Source organism: Pseudomonas sp. HD6422 (assembly GCF_025377065.1).
GTDB classification, from domain to species: Bacteria; Pseudomonadota; Gammaproteobacteria; order Pseudomonadales; family Pseudomonadaceae; genus Aquipseudomonas; species Aquipseudomonas putida_U.
In genome coordinates this window covers 33,535-49,179 of record NZ_JAHWIW010000025.1, presented here as the reverse complement: position 1 = coordinate 49,179, position 15,645 = coordinate 33,535, and the positions used below count along the sequence as shown (strand labels likewise).

General features: G+C 60.8%; 15 protein-coding genes, 1 tRNA gene and 4 pseudogenes. 12 read left to right on the top strand and 8 right to left on the bottom strand.

Going from position 1 to position 15,645, the window contains the following annotated elements; all coding sequences use genetic code 11:
• The first annotated feature begins 116 nt into the window (after positions 1 to 116).
• Positions 117 to 812, top strand: a complete 696-nt coding sequence (locus KY379_RS18490; RefSeq protein ID WP_133331901.1) for a glutathione S-transferase N-terminal domain-containing protein — start codon at positions 117 to 119, stop codon at positions 810 to 812.
• Positions 813 to 864: 52 nt separating this feature from the next.
• Here KY379_RS18490 and KY379_RS18485 read toward each other — a convergent pair whose 3' ends face one another.
• Together KY379_RS18485 and KY379_RS18480 are read right to left on the bottom strand one after the other, a co-directional pair.
• Positions 865 to 1,248, bottom strand: coding sequence for a hypothetical protein (locus KY379_RS18485; RefSeq protein WP_133331902.1), 384 nt, complete (start codon positions 1,246 to 1,248; stop codon positions 865 to 867).
• 102 nt (positions 1,249 to 1,350) lie between these two features.
• The gene (locus tag KY379_RS18480) at positions 1,351 to 2,967 is read right to left on the bottom strand and encodes an inorganic phosphate transporter (RefSeq protein ID WP_261241114.1); all 1,617 of its coding nucleotides are present in this window, start codon (positions 2,965 to 2,967) and stop codon (positions 1,351 to 1,353) included.
• 185 nt (positions 2,968 to 3,152) lie between these two features.
• Between KY379_RS18480 and KY379_RS18475 the strand changes: the two genes are divergently transcribed.
• The 6 genes from KY379_RS18475 (at position 3,153) to KY379_RS18450 (ending at position 7,350) form a co-directional block, all read left to right on the top strand.
• Complete coding sequence (locus tag KY379_RS18475; RefSeq protein WP_133331945.1) at positions 3,153 to 3,584, top strand: GNAT family N-acetyltransferase; 432 nt, start codon at positions 3,153 to 3,155, stop codon at positions 3,582 to 3,584.
• 114 nt (positions 3,585 to 3,698) lie between these two features.
• Complete coding sequence (locus tag KY379_RS18470) at positions 3,699 to 4,037, top strand: helix-turn-helix domain-containing protein (RefSeq protein WP_133331904.1); 339 nt, start codon at positions 3,699 to 3,701, stop codon at positions 4,035 to 4,037.
• A 114-nt stretch (positions 4,038 to 4,151) separates the two neighbouring features.
• Positions 4,152 to 4,790: a UvrY/SirA/GacA family response regulator transcription factor gene (uvrY, locus tag KY379_RS18465; protein ID WP_133331905.1), complete on the top strand. Its 639-nt coding sequence runs from the start codon at positions 4,152 to 4,154 to the stop codon at positions 4,788 to 4,790.
• Between the two features lie 3 nt (positions 4,791 to 4,793).
• The gene (gene uvrC / locus KY379_RS18460) at positions 4,794 to 6,617 is read left to right on the top strand and encodes an excinuclease ABC subunit UvrC (protein WP_133331906.1); all 1,824 of its coding nucleotides are present in this window, start codon (positions 4,794 to 4,796) and stop codon (positions 6,615 to 6,617) included.
• A 33-nt stretch (positions 6,618 to 6,650) separates the two neighbouring features.
• On the top strand, positions 6,651 to 7,211 hold the full coding sequence (gene pgsA, locus KY379_RS18455; protein WP_133331907.1) for a CDP-diacylglycerol--glycerol-3-phosphate 3-phosphatidyltransferase: 561 nt from the start codon (positions 6,651 to 6,653) through the stop codon (positions 7,209 to 7,211).
• 63 nt (positions 7,212 to 7,274) lie between these two features.
• A tRNA-Gly gene (locus KY379_RS18450) sits at positions 7,275 to 7,350 on the top strand.
• Between the two features lie 73 nt (positions 7,351 to 7,423).
• On the opposite strand, the gene KY379_RS18445 is transcribed toward KY379_RS18450, so the two are convergent.
• On the bottom strand, positions 7,424 to 7,672 hold the full coding sequence (locus tag KY379_RS18445; protein ID WP_133331908.1) for a hypothetical protein: 249 nt from the start codon (positions 7,670 to 7,672) through the stop codon (positions 7,424 to 7,426).
• Between the two features lie 149 nt (positions 7,673 to 7,821).
• Between KY379_RS18445 and KY379_RS18440 the strand changes: the two genes are divergently transcribed.
• On the top strand, positions 7,822 to 8,580 hold the full coding sequence (locus KY379_RS18440) for an SDR family NAD(P)-dependent oxidoreductase (protein ID WP_133331909.1): 759 nt from the start codon (positions 7,822 to 7,824) through the stop codon (positions 8,578 to 8,580).
• A gap of 79 nt (positions 8,581 to 8,659) precedes the next feature.
• Entirely contained in the window at positions 8,660 to 9,139 is a 480-nt protein-coding gene (locus KY379_RS18435) for a nuclear transport factor 2 family protein (protein WP_133331910.1), read from the top strand.
• Positions 9,140 to 9,142: 3 nt separating this feature from the next.
• On the opposite strand, the pseudogene KY379_RS18430 reads toward KY379_RS18435, so the two are convergent.
• The 4 genes and pseudogenes from KY379_RS18430 to KY379_RS18415 all read right to left on the bottom strand — a co-directional run.
• A pseudogene (locus KY379_RS18430) lies at positions 9,143 to 9,403 on the bottom strand (molybdopterin-dependent oxidoreductase); the annotation flags it as partial.
• A 114-nt stretch (positions 9,404 to 9,517) separates the two neighbouring features.
• A pseudogene (locus KY379_RS18425) lies at positions 9,518 to 10,134 on the bottom strand (cytochrome b/b6 domain-containing protein).
• A 78-nt stretch (positions 10,135 to 10,212) separates the two neighbouring features.
• Positions 10,213 to 10,819: pseudogene (locus KY379_RS18420) on the bottom strand (hypothetical protein).
• A 102-nt stretch (positions 10,820 to 10,921) separates the two neighbouring features.
• Positions 10,922 to 11,773 (bottom strand): LysR family transcriptional regulator, encoded by an 852-nt coding sequence (locus KY379_RS18415; RefSeq protein WP_133331911.1) that lies wholly within the window; start codon positions 11,771 to 11,773, stop codon positions 10,922 to 10,924.
• A gap of 114 nt (positions 11,774 to 11,887) precedes the next feature.
• Between KY379_RS18415 and KY379_RS18410 the strand changes: the two genes are divergently transcribed.
• A complete protein-coding gene (locus tag KY379_RS18410; RefSeq protein WP_133331912.1) occupies positions 11,888 to 12,757 on the top strand; it encodes an NAD(P)-dependent oxidoreductase in 870 nt (289 codons plus the stop codon).
• Between the two features lie 156 nt (positions 12,758 to 12,913).
• Here KY379_RS18410 and KY379_RS18405 read toward each other — a convergent pair whose 3' ends face one another.
• The gene (locus KY379_RS18405) at positions 12,914 to 14,296 is read right to left on the bottom strand and encodes an MFS transporter (protein ID WP_133331947.1); all 1,383 of its coding nucleotides are present in this window, start codon (positions 14,294 to 14,296) and stop codon (positions 12,914 to 12,916) included.
• 307 nt (positions 14,297 to 14,603) lie between these two features.
• Between KY379_RS18405 and KY379_RS18400 the strand changes: the two genes are divergently transcribed.
• Entirely contained in the window at positions 14,604 to 15,188 is a 585-nt protein-coding gene (locus KY379_RS18400) for a TetR/AcrR family transcriptional regulator (protein WP_133331913.1), read from the top strand.
• A 159-nt stretch (positions 15,189 to 15,347) separates the two neighbouring features.
• A pseudogene (locus tag KY379_RS18395) lies at positions 15,348 to 15,632 on the top strand (ATP-binding protein); the annotation flags it as partial.
• Positions 15,633 to 15,645 lie beyond the last annotated feature (13 nt).

Here is a 15,645-nt window from a genome sequence, read left to right as displayed (position 1 = left end):
CCATTGTATGGAGGGCGTTTCCCGCCCTCCTGTCGGGTCAGGGCTCGGCTTGCAGTGATGGTCAGGATGCGCGGTTGTCCTTAAAGTTACGTTTCACTCACTGACAAGGCGAGCCCATGAACGATCTTCGCGCGTTCCCGATTACCCACAAATGGCCGGCGCAGCACCCTGAGCGCCTGCAGTTGTATTCGCTGGCCACTCCCAATGGCGTCAAGGTTTCGATCATGCTGGAGGAGATTGGCCTGGCCTACGAGGTGCACAAGGTCAGCTTCGACAGCAACGACCAGCTAAGCCCGGAATTCATCTCGCTCAGTGTCAACAACAAGATCCCGGCGATCCTCGATCCAGCCGGGCCGGGCGGCAAGCCGCTGCCGTTGTTCGAGTCAGGTGCCATCCTTCAGTACCTGGCCGAGAAAACCGGGCAACTGCTTAGCCAGGACCCAGCTACCCGCTATCAGACCCTGCAATGGCTGATGTTCCAGATGGGCGGCATCGGGCCGATGTTCGGCCAGGTGGGCTTTTTCCATTTCTTCGCTGGCAAGGACTATGAAGACAAGCGTCCGCGTGACCGCTACGTCAATGAGTCCAAGCGGCTGCTCGGCGTGCTGGATCGCCACCTGCGCGGACGGCAATGGATGGTCGACGAGTACAGCATCGCCGATATCGCCATCTTCCCTTGGGTGCGCAACCTGGTGGATCGCTACGACGCTCGCGACCTGGTGGGTTTCGATGAGTTCCAGGAAGTCCAGCGGGTGCTGACCAACTTCCTGGAGCGGCCCGCGGTGCAACGGGGTCTGAAGATCCCTGGCTGATAGCGCGGGGGCGCGGACCTGCAGGCAGGTCCGGCCCACGACGCTGATGGGCTCAAGCGGTTTCGTCGGTCTCGAAACCGAGGCAGTTCACGGTCACTGATTGCGCGTTGCGGGTGCAGCGGAAACTGAACTCGCCGGCCAGCCAATGAAAGCGGTAGTTGATGTTGGTCAGGAGGAAGTCGCCTTCCTCTATGGGCACTGATTGTTGGTCGTGAAGGCCGAACTCCACCTGTACGCGGCCGTCCCAGGCGTCATCGCTTTCGAGAATGTAGAAGCCAGGCTCGGGGCCTTGTTGGCCGGTCAGACGCATCCAGTAGCCCATGCCTTCCGCTTCTATATGAAAGCCGTCGTGCCACCAGACCTGTCGGCGGACTTCGAGTCGCCCGGGTTGCATGCCTTTGCGACTGTCGATGGTGAGGTGAATTTGGTTGAGCATCCGTTCCCCCTTTCTGCCGCTCGCTTGCCTGCGAACTTCGGCGTCACGCTAGTGATGAAAAGAGGGGGTGTCTACTGGTAAAAATACGAGTTGCAAATTGGTTCAAAATGCGTGGCTCAGCAGCCAGTACAGGCTACCTGCCAGCAACATGGCCGCAGGCAAGGTCAGTACCCAGGCCAGCAGCAGGTTGATCAACGTCCGTCGCTGAACGCCCGAGCCATTGGCCACCATGGTGCCCGCTACGCCGGAACTCAGCACGTGGGTCGTCGAGACCGGTAGTCCGAACATGTCCGCCGCACCGATGGTGCACATCGCCACGACTTCCGCCGAGGCGCCTTGGGCATAGCTCAGGTGGGTCTTGCCGATCTTTTCGCCCACCGTCACCACGATGCGGCGCCAGCCGACCATCGTACCCAAGCCCAGGGCGATGGCCACCGCTACCTTGACCCACAGTGGGATGTATCGAGTGGCATCGTCGAGTTGGGTCTTGAGCGATTGCACATGGTTGCGAGTGTCGGCATCGAACACCATCAATCTGTTCTTCTCGATCAGGCGAATGGTTTCACTGGCCAGGTACATGTCATTGCGCACGTTGGCCATGGCTTCGGCGGGCACTGCCTTGAGCGAGCCATAACCCTCGACCTGGGTGCCGATCTCGCCGGTCAGTTCGGCCAGCGCGGGCAGCAGGTGAGAGGTGGCCTTGGGGGAGGAGATGAACGCGGTCAGCGTCTGGCGCACGTCCGCCGGCGGCATTCGCGGATCGGTACGCAGCAACGCCTGGCGAGTCTGCTCGGCGACCGCGGAAAACTGCAATGCCTGCTCGTTGGGCATGGTCTTGTTCAGTGCGTAGGCCATCGGCAAGGTGCCGACCAGGATCAGCATGATCAATCCCGTGCCTTTCTGGCCATCGTTGGAGCCATGGGCGAACGATACCCCTGTGCAGGTCAGGATCAGCACGGCGCGGATCCACCAGGGAGGGGGGGTACGACCTTCGGGGGCCTGGTACAGTGCCTTGCGCTTGACCAGTGCGCGCAAGGCCAATAGCAGCAGCGCCGCGCAGACGAAACCGACCAGCGGCGAGAGCAGCAGCGCGTAGCCGACCTTGCTGGCCTGGCTCCAGTCCACCCCGCTGGTGCCCTCGCGTCCGTGCATCAAGGCATTGGCCACCCCCACGCCGATGATCGAGCCGATCAGCGTATGCGAGGATGAGGCCGGCAGGCCCAGCCACCAGGTGCCGAGATTCCAGATGATGGCCGCCAGCAGCAGAGCGAAGACCATGGCAAAACCGGCCGAAGACCCTACCTTCAGAAGCAGCTCGACCGGTAGCAGCGCGATGATGCCGAAGGCCACCGCGCCGCTGGAAAGCAGTACACCAAGGAAATTGCACAGTCCCGACCACATCACGGCGACGGGCGCTGGCAGCGAGTGGGTATAGATTACCGTGGCGACGGCGTTGGCGGTGTCGTGGAAACCGTTGACGAACTCGAAGCCCAAGGCGATCAACAAGGCCAGGCCGAGCAACAGGAAGGGGGTAACGGTGGTGACCACCGTGCCGCTGGCGCTGACATCCTGCTTGAGGCTCCAGGCGGTGTAGGCGATGCCGGCCAGGAGCAGGCCGAAGAACATGACCAGCGTGGCGCGCCCGGGTTTGTGCGAAAGTTGCGGGCCGCGAGCGCGTTGGGCCAGTGGGTGCTGGCTGGCCAGTGACGGGGTTGCCATGATGGCTCCGAATGGCAGGTGGCGAAGGTGCCGAGGGTCTTGAGCTTAGAAACAAAACCCTGTAGCGACCTGACCTCGATCAATGAATTGCCTAATCTCAAGACAGACGGTCAGGAGCACGAATACCGATGATCCGTTGTAAACCTGTCTACCAGGCAGCAGAGCAGGGCGGGGCAGCGCCGGCGATGTCTCTGGCCCTGATTCCCGCCGACCTGAGCCACCGGACCTTTGCCCGAGACCTCACGCGACGGGCCATGCTGCCTTATTACCGCGAGTTCGACCTGCTGTGGATCGAGGAGGCCTTCGACGAGGCCTGGGGCTGGCGTGAGCAGTGGCTGGTAACCGATGGCGACACCGTGTTGGGCTATTGCAGCCTCAGCCAGGACCGTCAGGCATTGTTCATCCGCGAACTGCACTTGCTTCCCGAGTACCGTGGGCGTGGCGTCGGTGGTTGGGTGCTGGAGCAGTTGGCCGGTTGGGCGGTTCAGCGGCGCCTGCCCCTGGTTCGCCTGATGGTGTTCGCCAGCAACCCGGCCCGGCGTTTGTATCACCGTCATGGCTTCGTCGAAATGGGCGCCGATGCCTGTTTCGTGCGCATGCAACGGGCGCTTGTCTAGAATGGTGGCGTAATAGTGGCTTGCGCGGCAAAGCCTTGGTGGGCATAGTGGCCATCATCGGTCCGTCGGAGAACGGGCCATTTGGACGACAAGCAGGCAAGGGAGAGGTTGGCTATGAAGGGACTCGGTTCACGCCTGAGAGAAGAGCGTGAGCGCCTGGGGATGACCCAGCGGGTATTTGGCGATATCGGCGGCGTCGAACCCAACGCCCAGGGCAAGTACGAAAGCGGCGAGCGGACCCCGCGGCTCGACTACCTGGCGGCACTGGCCAACCGCGGCGTGGATGCCCTCTACGTCCTCAGTGGCGCCCGTACCCCGGTACCGCTTGACAACCTGACCACAGCGGAGGTCGGGTTGCTGGGCGCGTTTCGCCAGTTGCCGGTGGCTGACCAGGCGGCATTGCTGCACTTGTCCGGACGCCTCGCTGGCGAGGACGAGAGCCCTCAAGCATAGGGCTTTCAGCAACTTTGATGTGAGACGCTTCTGAACGGGCTAATACGCTAGGCCGATCCTGAAATTTTTTGTTAAGGTGACGGGATCCAATCGCCCTGTTGACGAGGTGTTTGCTTGATTAGGGTCCTAGTGGTCGACGATCACGATCTGGTACGAACCGGTATTACGCGCATGCTGGCCGACATCGATGGCCTGCACGTGGTCGGCGAGGGGGACTCGGGCGAGTCTGCGCTCAAGCTGGCCCGCGAACTCAAGCCGGATGTCGTGCTGATGGACGTCAAGATGCCTGGGATCGGCGGCCTCGAGGCGACTCGCAAACTGCTGCGCAGCCACCCCGACATCAAGGTGGTGGCAGTGACCGTCTGCGAGGAAGACCCATTTCCCACGCGCCTGTTGCAGGCCGGCGCGGCCGGTTACCTGACCAAAGGCGCGGGGCTCGACGAAATGGTGCAGGCCATCCGCCTGGCCTTCGCCGGTCAGCGTTACATCAGCCCGCAGATCGCCCAGCAGTTGGCGCTCAAGTCGTTCCAGCCACAGGGTTCGCCATTCGACGCACTCTCTGAGAGGGAAATCCAGATTGCCCTGATGATCGTCGGCTGTCAGAAAGTGCAGATCATCTCAGACAAGTTGTGTCTGTCGCCCAAGACCGTCAATACTTACCGTTATCGGATCTTCGAAAAACTCTCGGTTACCAGCGATGTCGAGCTGACGTTGCTGGCCGTTCGCCACGGTATGGTCGACGCAAGCCTCTAATTCATGTCCCAAGCTTTCGATGCCAGTGCCTTCCTGGCGACCTGCAGCGGCCGTCCGGGCGTCTACCGGATGTTCGATGCCCAGGCGCGCCTGCTCTACGTGGGCAAAGCCAAAAACCTCAAAAAGCGCCTGGCCAGCTACTTCCGCAAAGCGGGGCTGGCGCCCAAGACCGCCGCCCTGGTCGCTCGCATCGCCCAGGTCGAGACCACTATCACTGGTAACGAGACCGAAGCGCTGCTGCTCGAGCAGACGCTGATCAAGGAATGGCGTCCGCCCTACAACATCCTGTTGCGTGACGACAAATCCTATCCGTATGTATTTCTGTCCGATGGCCAATTTCCTCGGCTTGGCATCCACCGTGGCGCGAAGAAAGCCAAGGGTCGTTATTTCGGTCCCTATCCGAGCGCGGGTGCCATTCGTGAAAGCCTGAGCCTGCTGCAGAAGGCCTTCTCGGTGCGCCAGTGCGAAGACAGCTACTACGCCAACCGCACCCGCCCGTGCCTGCAGTACCAAATAAAGCGCTGCAAGGGGCCTTGCACCGGCCTGGTCTCGGCTGAGGAATATGCCGAAGACGTGCGCCACTCGGTGATGTTCCTCGAAGGCCGTAGCCAGCAACTGGGCAACGAGCTCAATGCCGAGATGGAAAAGGCCGCCATGGCCTTGAACTTCGAGAAGGCCGCCGAGCTACGTGACCAGATCGCCCTGCTGCGTCGGGTGCAGGACCAGCAGTACATGGAAGGCGGCTCTGGCGACGTCGATGTCGTCGCTGCCTTCGTCAACCCGGGCGGTGCCTGCGTGCACCTGATCAGCGTGCGTGGCGGCCGGGTGTTGGGCAGCAAGAACTTCTTCCCGCAGGTGGGCATCGAGGAAGAAGTGAGCGAGGTCATGGCCGCGTTTCTCTCCCAGTACTATCTGGGCAATGTCGAACGTGAGCTGCCAAGCGAGTTGATCGTCAACGTCGTGCACGAGGATTTTGCGGCACTCTGCGAAGCGCTGCAGACCCTCAGCGGCCGCGAGCTGCAGATCAGCCATCGGGTGCGCGGTACCCGTGCTCGCTGGCAACAGTTGGCGGTGACCAACGCCGAGCAGGCGCTCAACGCGCGTCTGGCCAACCGCCAGCACATGGCCGCGCGCTTCGAGGCCCTGGCCGAGGTGCTGGGCCTGGACGAAGTGCCGCAACGCCTGGAGTGCTATGACATCAGCCACTCCAGCGGTGAAGCCACCGTCGCCAGCTGCGTGGTGTTCGGGCCCGAGGGACCGATCAAGTCGGATTACCGGCGCTTCAATATCGAAGGCGTCACCGCGGGTGATGACTACGCTGCCATGCACCAGGCGCTGACCCGTCGCTACGGACGGATCAAGGAGGGCGAAGGCAAGCTACCCGACGTGCTGCTGGTGGATGGCGGCAAGGGCCAGTTGAACATGGCGCGCGAGGTGATGCAGGAGCTGGCCTTCAACGACTTGACCCTGCTCGGGGTGGCCAAAGGGGTGACGCGCAAGGCCGGCTTCGAGACCCTGTACCTGAACGATGTGACCCACGAGTTCACCCTCAAGGGCGACAACCCGGCACTGCACCTGATTCAGCAGATCCGCGACGAGGCCCACCGCTTCGCCATCACCGGCCACCGTGCCCGCCGCGGCAAGGCCCGGCGTGTGTCGAGCCTGGAGGACGTGGCGGGGGTCGGCCCCAAGCGCCGCCGCGACCTGCTCAAGCATTTCGGCGGTCTGCAGGAGCTCAGCCGCGCCAGTATCGATGAGATCGCCAAGGCGCCGGGCATCAGTAAAAAGCTTGCCGAGTCGATTTATGCCAGCCTGCATAGCGAGTAGAATGCCGGGTTCAACCTGCAGCCAGTCGTGCCGATGAATATTCCAAACCTGCTCACCGTACTACGCGTCCTGCTCATTCCGATCTTCATCCTGCTGTTTTACATGCCGTACCACTGGAGCTACCTGGCCGCCAGTACCGTGTTCGCCATCGCCGCCGCCACCGACTGGCTGGACGGCTACCTGGCGCGCCGGCTGCAGCAGAGCACGCCGTTCGGCGCGTTTCTCGACCCGGTAGCCGACAAGCTGATGGTGGCTGTCGCCCTGGTGCTGCTGGTGCAGGTACACGCCAATTTCTGGCTCACTTTGCCGGCGGCGGTGATCATCGGTCGTGAGATTGTGGTCTCGGCCTTGCGCGAATGGATGGCCGAACTGGGGGCGAGGGCGCATGTGGCCGTGTCGAGCCTGGGCAAATGGAAGACCGCGGCGCAGATGCTGGCACTGGTGATTCTGCTGGGCAACCCGCCGCTGCTGACCTTCTGGGTGGTGCTTGGCTATGGCCTGCTTTTGGTGGCAGCCGCGCTGACCCTGTGGTCGATGTTCCACTACCTGCTAGCCGCCTGGCCGCATCTGCGCGAAGGTTCGGGGCAGAAATAAAGTTTTTTTGAATCAAGGGGTTGACGCGGTTTTCCAGATCGCTAGAATGGCACCCATCACGACGCGGGAATAGCTCAGTTGGTAGAGCACGACCTTGCCAAGGTCGGGGTCGCGAGTTCGAGTCTCGTTTCCCGCTCCAAATATAGATGTAAAGATTTCCTTGGGAGTCTGTGCATCATTGAAAAAAGGGCCGAAAGGCCCTTTTTTCGTTCTCAGCTCAGCCGCTTCTCGAAGTAAACACGTTTGAATCCCTCTTCCAGCCGGTTAGCGGCTCTGACGTAACCGAGACTCGGATAGATCGCGAGGTTGGCGGTCATCTTCTCATTGGTAGGCAGGACTGCCACGCTCTCCAGCAGTACATGCCCCTCCTGGGCGTAGAGCACGATCAAACCCTGGACGTAGGCCTGTTCGGCGCAGTCTCTGATATCTGGCTGATCACGGACTTCGGCTAACCGGATCATACTGCTATCGGTCTCCTGGTTCTCGAGCAGCTCACACAAAACTGTACAGCCAATGTGCATGTCTGGAAGTACCGCCACCGTCTGATACTTATCACACTGTGCCCAAGGTTGTTCCGAACTTCATTGCATCATGGGCCGAGGAGTCAGATATGTCCGCTAAATTCATCGATCAGGTTGCCGTCGTGACGGGTGGGTCCACCGGCATCGGATTTGCGATCGCTCAGGGACTTATAGCCGAGGGGGCCAAGCGTGTGTACATCACCGGACGGTCTGCTGACACCTTGCAGGCGGCGGTCGACAGGCTGGGGAGCAAGTCCGTTGCAGTCCAATCGGATGTCTCGCGTCAAGCCGATCTGGATCGGCTCAAGGCAACGATCGAAGGCCAGGACGATCAGTTGGACGTGGTGTTCGCCAACGCGGGAATCTGCGAGAAGAATCCACTAGGCGAGACCAGCGAGGCCGCGTACTACAGCATGTTTGACATCAACGTCAAAGGCGTTTTCTTCAGCGTACAGACGCTGTTGCCGTTGTTGAAGGACGGCGCTTCGATTGTCTTGACGGCTTCGATCTGCTCCAGCAACGGCATGGAAGGACTGAGCCTCTACAACGCGTCCAAGGCCGCGGTCCGCTCCTTTGCTCGCACCTGGGCGAATGAACTCAGACACCGCAGGATTCGAGCGAATGTATTGAGCCCAGGGTTCACCCGCACTCCACTGATGGACAACAGCCTGAAGCTCAGTGACAAGGAAATTGCTGCATTGCGCCAGCACGTCGAACAGATCACGCCGCTGGGGTACATGGCCCAGCCTGAAGAAGTCGCAAGTTCCGCGCTTTTCCTGGCTTGCGCCGATGCCAGGTATGTCAATGGCGTGGAATTGATGGTGGACGGCGGTCTGTCGCAGATCTGAATAATTCTTCGGCACCGGAGCAGCCCCATACAGGGCTGTTTCGTTCTGCACTGCAAATTCTACCTTTCTGGAGTACTGCATGGACATCGAAGCCCTCACCGCCCGATTGGATGCATTGGAAAGTCGCATCGCGATCGAGACGCTCATCGCCACCTACGCACACGCATTCGACCGCATCGACAGGAAGCTTCTTCAGGGCATCTGGCACGCCGAGTCGACGCTGGACCTGCCGGGATTCGGCAGCGCGACGAGTCGCGACGAAATTCTGCAGATGGCCGAGAACAGCTGGCGGCAGATGCCGCACATGCACCACTGGATGGCCAACCCTTTGATCGAGATTGAGGGGGATAGTGCATCGGCTACCGTCGCTGCAGATTGCCTGTTCTACGACATCGACAAAGGCCCTATCCAAGTCAGCGGGCTGTATCACGACAGGTTTGAACGCCGTGAGGGCAAGTGGGCTTTCCGCTCCAGAGGCTTCGAACTGCACTTGCTGGCACCGCTGAACGACTGGTTAGCCATTGCCGGGGAAGAGCTGGCCTGGTCCGAGCCGCGCTAGGCTTCAGATACCACTGAACCAGTTGTAGCCCTGGTCCTCCCAATACCCGCCGGGATTATCGTTGCTGACGAAGATCTCGACGATATGCTTGGGATTCTTGAACCCCAGTTTGGTCGGTACTCTGACCCGCAACGGATAGCCGTATTCCGGCGGCAAGGCGACTTCACCGTAGTCCAGGGCCAACAATGTCTGTGGGTGCAGGGCGCTGGCCATGTCGAGGCTTGAATAGTAGCGGTCGGCACATTTGAAACCAACGAACCCGGCATGCGCCGACCGTCAGGCTGCCACGCAAGAACTGTCGGCGCTGGAGGCTTTCAAGTTGCCAGCGCTGGGCCGGCTCAAGCTCAATGCGCGCCGTTGGGCGTCGCTTCGGCAGGTTCATGTTCGGTTTTCTCCTCTCGTGTCCTCACGCTTGCCACCAGTGATCATCGGCAGAAAGGTTTTCGGGACCAACAACACCATCGCAACGTGCACAACGACAAACGCACCGATGGCCGCCATCGCGGTGAAGTGCACGTAGCGTGCAGTGTCGTAGCCGCCCAGCAGTGCAACCAGCATCTGAAGCTGGACCGGCTTCCAGATCGCCAAGCCCGATGCCGCGATCAGCACACCCGCCGCCAGCACCAGCCAATACATCAGGCGCTGCAACGCGTTGTACACGCCGTGCTCGTGCTTGAGTTCAAAGCGCAATGCCGCCCGCAAATCCCGCCCCACGGAGCAGGCCGTCACGGGCAGCAGGTCGCGCTGGAAATGCCGGCTGGCCAGGCCGTGGATCAGGTAGAGCAAGCCATTGATGACCAGCACCCACATGAATGCGAAGTGCCAGGCGAGGGAGCCAGCCAGCCACCCACCGTCAGCTCGACAGGAAACCTGAACTCGAGCAACGGCGAGGCGTTATAGATGGCCCAGCCGCTCATGAACATGCACACCATGCACTGAGCGTTGAGCCAATGCATCAAGCGGACGGGCCAGGGGTGGATACGGATTTGTTTCATGCTGCCACCTTGCGCGATGGTCTGAATCGACAGACCCACGCGTGGTCAGGGTGACCACGCATCAGGCCGTCTGCAGGCTTACATCGGTGGCTGGAAGCCGTTCTTACCGACGGCGACACCGCGGGCGGTCTTGCCGTCTTCGGCAGGAAACACCACGACCTTGGCGCCTTTGACCAGCTCCTGGGTCGAGCCTGGTTCGATGAACGCGATCGGTACGTCGTCAGGTACCACAAGCTCTTTGGTGCCGCCCTTGTACTTGACGCTCAAGGTGCGGCCATTAGCGCTGGAGAGCTTACCCACCGTACCGTTGGTCATGGTGCCGGTACTTCCGTCGGCATTCTGCCAGCCATAGTGACCCTCGCCGCTTCCCTTGAGTCGGGCATCGAAGACCGTGACTTCCAGTGCTTTAAGGGTGCCGTTGGCCTGGGGGATAGCAGCCGACCCTACGAAGCTGTCGGTCTTGATCGAGGCAAGGTCGGCGTGTGAAGCGCTGACCACACCGGTCTTGTCGCTCATTGCGATGCTTTGGTGCATGCCGGAGCGGGTGGTGAAGCTCAAGGTGTTGTTGCTGAAATCTTCAACCACCCCCCCGCAGTGGTTTGATCACCGGCATATCTGCCGCACTGGCGAGGAGCGTGGCAGCCGCCATGCAGATTCCGAACGAGCTGGACAGGACGTTCTTCATTTTCATCGGGACATTTCCTCTGTTTGAAGTCCCTTGATGCTAAGTTCCGTCCTGGCACTCGAAGATGACCGGCCGATTACATTTGCGTCAAGATTGGTCAGATCAAGGGCCCAGCATGTCGACGGCGAGATCGGCCAGGGCGCGAAGCCGATCCATCTGGCGCATGTCGTGGTGGTAGCCCATCCAGATATCGCGCCCAGGTGGCTGGCCACCGATGTCCTGCAGCCGCAAATAGGGCAGCTTGTCGCCCAGTGGGCGGGGTAACACCGCCACCCCCAGCCCCATGCCGCACATTTGTGCTTGGACCGTCCGGCTGCTGCTGGTGAATACGGTCTTGGCGCGGGGGAACAGCTCCTGCAACCAGCGTACGTCGGGATAATGGGCCTGGGCGGTGTTCATCGTGATCAGTCCCAGGCCATCACCCTCGTTCGACGCAGTAAGTGGCAGATCGGCGGCGCTGTAGAGGCCATAGTTCATCGTCATCAAGCGGCGTTGCACGATGTCCGGTTCAGTGAACGGAACGATGCGAAAGGCGATGTCGGCATCGCGACGTGAGAGGTCGAACAATCGATGGCCCGGGATCACTTCCGGGACGATCAAGGGATAACGCCGGTTTAGTTCCCCGAGCACGGGGGATAGCACGTAGCCGGCGAACCAGTCTGCCGAGGAGATGCGCAGCAGCCCTTCAGGTTGGTCGCTGTCACCGGCAATGTGTCGCTCGATGGCCAGCGCGTTTTGTTCCATTTCTTGCGCCAGGCGCAGGATCTTGTCACCGCTGTCGGTCAAGACCAGCGCTTGTCCGACACGACGAAAGAACACCTGTCCGCTGGCCTGCTCCAGCGCATTGAGCCGCCGCCCCACGGTGGGATGGCTCACCCCCAGTTGTTTCGCGGCAGCGCCGAGGGAGCCGGTGCGGACAATTGCCAGGAAGACGCGCAAGTCGTTCCAGTCCATGACGTACCTCGCACAAAGATGAACGGCGAAGATGCAGCAATGGCAGTCCCGTCGCAACCCTTGCAACGGCACAGTGACGACTACAGGCCTGTATTGCGGGCGAGGAGAGCTGGCATGGACATTGGTTTCGTGGGAGTTGGTAGCATGGCGCAGGCGATGATCCCGTTGCTGTTACGGGCGGGTTATCGAGTGGGCGTCTGGAACCGCAGCGCCGGGTCGCTATCTGGATTGGGAGACGTTGGTGTATTGCCGTCGGCGTCTGCAGCGTTGCAGGCACCTGTGGTCATCAGCATGCTGGCCGACGATCAAGCAGTGAAAGAGGTCTTGCTGGCTCCGGGAGTCTTGCAGGGCGCGGCCAAGGGCTGCATTCATATCGTGATGTCGACGCTTTCGCCTGCGCTCATCGAGCAGTTGGCGAGCCAACATGAGGCGTTCGGGCTCGGTCTGGTCGCAGCCCCGGTTTTCGGTATCCCTGCAGTGGCCGCCAGGGGCGAACTGAATATCTTGGCTGCTGGCGATCCAGCAGCCATCGAGCGGGTGCAGCCGGTGCTCGATGTGCTCGGCAAACATACCTGGCGGCTGGGTGACCGGCCGGTGCAGGCCTGCATTGCCAAGGTCGCGGGCAACATGATGATCAGTCAGGCCATCGAGGCCCTGGCCGAAGCCAGTCATCTTACCGAGCGTCACGGCCTGAGCGCGCAGGCATTCATCGAGGTGGTCACCCAGACCCTGTTTGCCTGCCCGAGCTATCAGCGTTACGGACTCAATATAGTCAACGGTCGCTACGAGCCCGGCTTCAAGCTTTCCCTCGGCCTCAAGGACGTCGACCTCGCGTTGGCTGCCGGTCAGGCCCAGGGGCTTTCTCTTCCGGCTGCTAGCGCGGTGCGTCGCCGAATGGCGGCTGCGCTGGAGAGAGGGCTTGGCAGCCAGGATTGGTCAGTGCTGGCGACGGTGGCCGACGATCTGAGTGAAAGGGGCGCTTAGCGCAATTCTTTCACCGGATACCCTTGCTCCGGATCATCCGGAGCAAGGCGCTCCCAGGACCTTGCACAGGGTCCGCATCCGAGGCGTCAAGTTGCTTTCCAGCAGAGGCTCGAGTGCTGGGTCATGCTTGTAGTAGGCAGATCGCCGGACATGCGTTTAGCGACCGATGGACTGGCGGGCCAGCGAGAAACTCAGCCCGGCGCCGGCGGCAAGGCAGCCGGCGATGCACAGAAGGGCGACGATGAAGGCATGTCCGATGGCCGCTTCGTCGCCATTGGGGCCGACGAGCGTGTAAAACACTCCACCGATCACCGCGACGCTCAATGCGGTGCTGACTTGTAGCGTCGAGCTGGCGATGCCGGCAATCATGCCCGACAGTGCGGGGGCTACCCGGCTGGTGATCATGCTCATCAAGGTCGGCAGCGCCAGTCCTTGTCCAAAGCCGATCAGGAACAGGGGTAGGGCAAGCAGCATGGGAGGTGCAGAGGCAGAAATCGGTGTCATCACCACTAGCCAGATCAAGGCCAACAGGCCCACGACCTCAAGTCCCATTCCGAAAGCGTTGAGATAGATGCCGAGCACCCGTCTGAATCGAGCTGTCGAGAGCGGCCCCAGAAGGAAACCCATGCCGAATGGCAGGAACGTCAGGCCAGCGCTGAGGGCACTGACATGTAATGCGCCCTGCAGATAGATCGACAACAGCAGGAAGAACACGCCGATCGCGTAGAATGACAAAGCGACCAACAGCGCACGGCCCAAGCCTGGAGCCTGCAATGCCAGCGGGTTGAGCAGCGGGTTACCGCCGGCAAGGAACAGGCGCGTTTGATGGCGCCAGAGCAACCAGCCTAGCACCGGAGCCGCCAGCAAAGTCAGCCAGGACCACAAGGGCCAGCCCGCTTCACGGCCTTCGATCAAGGGTACGATGAGAGCGCTCAACGTCAAAACCGACAACAGCATGCCTATCAGGTCCAGCTTGCTTGCCTGACGTGCACGGGTTTCGCTGAGCAAGGGCACGCCGAATAAAATGACCAGCAGCGCAATGGGCAGGTTGACCAGGAAAATCGCCCGCCAACCCAAGCCCAAGACATCGAGTGATATCAACACGCCTCCCAGGGCCTGGCCGACCACCGAGGCCAGCCCGAAGACCGCGCCATAGATACTCAGTGCCAGCGGCTTTTCCGCCTCCGGGAAGATCGCCTGCACCGATGCCAGGGCCTGTGGGGCCATGATTGCCGCCGTTATGCCCTGAAGGGCGCGTCCGGCGACCAGTACCCAGGGTGACTCGGCGAGTCCGCAGATCAGCGACGCCGTAGCGAAGCCGATCAGGCCGAGGAAGAACATCCGCCCGCGTCCATAGAGATCACCCAGGCGTCCTCCGGTGATCAGGGTCACGGCATACAGTCCGGCATATGAGGAAATGACCAGTTGCTCAGCCGAAGAGGCGGTGTTCAGGTCTTGCTGGATCGAGGGCAATGCGACATTGACGATGAAGAAGTCCAAGGGCGGCAGGAACGCCCCGACCAGCAGAATGACGAACATCGACCAACGACGTCCTTCGATAGGGAGAGCATGGATGCTTGACATGAAAAGGGCCTTCTCTGGAGTCTGCAAACCCAGCGTCCTGGTTGAGTGCCTCGCAGCGATTCAGCCAGCAGTGGGGAACACGCCCAGTGTGTGATGCACACGGTGGTACCGGGACTGCCATTTATGTACGTTTGGCGTTCATTCCTGTACGCCGGGGAGCATCGCGCCGCGCAGCGCTCAAGCACCCATCGAACAGCAGGTGGCGAAACGCCACGCCTCGAACCGTGTTGACGGCCACCCTACCAGAAGGTAGGGTGGCGTCATGATTACGCATTCCAAGACCTATTTCGAAATCCTCGACTGTACCCGTGCCTTGGTCATCGCCGGCGGTTATAGCGGGTTCAGTTACGCGGATATCTCCGCGTTTGTCGGCATCCGTAAAGCCAGCATCCATCACCACTTTCCGACCAAGGTGGACCTGGTTCGTACCCTCGTCAGCCAGTACCGGCAAGAGGCGCAGGCGGGTCTCGAACACCTCGACCGTGCGATCCCTGATCCTGCCGAGCAACTCCGGGCGTACATTGGTTACTGGCTGGAGTGCATTGGAGATGCAACCAAGGGCTATTGTGTGTGTGCATTGCTAGCCACCCAGATTCCGGTATTGCCTGAAGAAATCGTGGTGGAGGTCAGGGCGCATTTCCAGATGTTGTCTGCCTGGTTGGTTTCCGTATTCGAACGAGGGGCTGAGCAAGGTCGCCTGGTCCTGCCGAGCGATGCTCGCAGCGAGGCAGAAACCTTCATGGCTACCGTTCATGGGACGATGCTTTCAGCCCGGGCCTATGGCGATCCCAGTATATTCGGGGTGATCACCCAACCGATGATCGAAAGGCTCATTACTGGGAAGTGATGGAAACGATCGCAGTGCAACCCTTCTAGCCACAGCATCGCTGCGGCTGGCGACCCCCGGTATCAGTCGACGACAGAGGGCCTGTGCCCATGCACATTCTGGTTATAGAAGTTGACATCCTCCCCGCACTAAAGTACGGGGTATCTCGCGGAGAAAACCGATGAGGGAAGTCACATCGAACTACGGGCAATTTTCGCGGCAGATGAATGTCGTATCGAGGTCGAAAATCAGGGGCCTGGGCTCAGCGAAGCGGTCTTGAACAAGGTATTCGACCGCTTCTACCGCGGCGACGCCTCTCGGCACCAGTTGTCCGATTCCAATGGGTTGGGATTGGCGATCGTGACCGCCATCATGCACTTGCATGGAGGGCGTGCAGCGGTCAGCCAGCCTGAGCCTGGGCAAATATGCTTTGCGTTGCGCTTCCCCGTGAAGATTCGCCCTTAATGCTCTTGCCTGC

What these genes read in the sequence shown, in the direction of transcription:
- KY379_RS18490 (WP_133331901.1), top strand. Translation starts at nt 117, where the DNA reads ATGAACGATCTTCGCGCGTTCCCGATTACCCACAAATGGCCGGCGCAG.
- KY379_RS18485 (WP_133331902.1), bottom strand. Translation starts at nt 1,248, where the DNA reads ATGCTCAACCAAATTCACCTCACCATCGACAGTCGCAAAGGCATGCAA.
- KY379_RS18480 (WP_261241114.1), bottom strand. Translation starts at nt 2,967, where the DNA reads ATGGCAACCCCGTCACTGGCCAGCCAGCACCCACTGGCCCAACGCGCT.
- KY379_RS18475 (WP_133331945.1), top strand. Translation starts at nt 3,153, where the DNA reads ATGTCTCTGGCCCTGATTCCCGCCGACCTGAGCCACCGGACCTTTGCC.
- KY379_RS18470 (WP_133331904.1), top strand. Translation starts at nt 3,699, where the DNA reads ATGAAGGGACTCGGTTCACGCCTGAGAGAAGAGCGTGAGCGCCTGGGG.
- uvrC (WP_133331906.1), top strand. Translation starts at nt 4,794, where the DNA reads ATGTCCCAAGCTTTCGATGCCAGTGCCTTCCTGGCGACCTGCAGCGGC.
- pgsA (WP_133331907.1), top strand. Translation starts at nt 6,651, where the DNA reads ATGAATATTCCAAACCTGCTCACCGTACTACGCGTCCTGCTCATTCCG.
- KY379_RS18445 (WP_133331908.1), bottom strand. Translation starts at nt 7,672, where the DNA reads ATGATCCGGTTAGCCGAAGTCCGTGATCAGCCAGATATCAGAGACTGC.
- KY379_RS18440 (WP_133331909.1), top strand. Translation starts at nt 7,822, where the DNA reads ATGTCCGCTAAATTCATCGATCAGGTTGCCGTCGTGACGGGTGGGTCC.
- KY379_RS18435 (WP_133331910.1), top strand. Translation starts at nt 8,660, where the DNA reads ATGGACATCGAAGCCCTCACCGCCCGATTGGATGCATTGGAAAGTCGC.
- KY379_RS18415 (WP_133331911.1), bottom strand. Translation starts at nt 11,773, where the DNA reads ATGGACTGGAACGACTTGCGCGTCTTCCTGGCAATTGTCCGCACCGGC.
- KY379_RS18410 (WP_133331912.1), top strand. Translation starts at nt 11,888, where the DNA reads ATGGACATTGGTTTCGTGGGAGTTGGTAGCATGGCGCAGGCGATGATC.
- KY379_RS18405 (WP_133331947.1), bottom strand. Translation starts at nt 14,296, where the DNA reads ATGTTCGTCATTCTGCTGGTCGGGGCGTTCCTGCCGCCCTTGGACTTC.
- KY379_RS18400 (WP_133331913.1), top strand. Translation starts at nt 14,604, where the DNA reads ATGATTACGCATTCCAAGACCTATTTCGAAATCCTCGACTGTACCCGT.